Source organism: Oleiphilus sp. HI0125 (assembly GCF_001635355.1).
This window is the reverse complement of record NZ_LWGF01000426.1, coordinates 1-545: the sequence shown is the minus strand read 5'-3', so window position 1 is coordinate 545 and position 545 is coordinate 1. Positions and strand designations below refer to the sequence as shown.

The window sequence follows — 545 nt, the reverse complement described above, 5'->3', positions numbered from 1 at the left end:
TAACTGGTAAAAAAGCAAGTGACAAGATTTATCACCATCACACAGGTTACATTGGTGGCTTGAAATCAATTTCTTTTGAAAAATTGATTGATAAAGCTCCTGAGCGTGTAATCGAAGGTGCGGTAAAAGGCATGTTGCCACGTGGTCCACTTGGTCGTGCAATGTTCAAGAAGTTGAAAGTGTATGCGGGTAACGAGCATCCGCACACTGCTCAGCAGCCAAAAGATCTAGAAGTTTAACGGAAGGCGATTATGTCAACTACATATAACTATGGTACTGGTCGTCGTAAAACTTCGGCGGCACGAGTGTTCTTAAAGTCTGGTTCTGGTCAAATTGAAGTTAATGGCCGTCCTCTAGACGAGTTTTTTGGTCGTAAAACTGCTCAAATGGTTGTTCGTCAACCTCTTGAGTTGGTCGAAATGGCTGACAAACTAGACGTTAAAGTAACTGTTAAAGGTGGTGGTACTACAGGTCAAGCTGGTGCTATTCGTCACGGTATTGCGCGTGCTTTGATTGAGTATGATGAGTCATTGCGTAGCCCGCTT

The 545-nt window shown here is 43.5% G+C and carries 2 protein-coding genes; both read left to right on the top strand.

Translation table 11 applies throughout. The features are described 5' to 3' along the window. On the top strand, positions 1–239 hold a 239-nt coding region (gene rplM / locus A3762_RS05725), incomplete at its 5' end, for a 50S ribosomal protein L13 (protein ID WP_068754467.1). A gap of 12 nt (positions 240–251) precedes the next feature. Continuing rightward, a partial coding sequence (gene rpsI, locus A3762_RS05720; protein WP_068754465.1) for a 30S ribosomal protein S9 occupies positions 252–545 on the top strand: 294 nt, incomplete at its 3' end.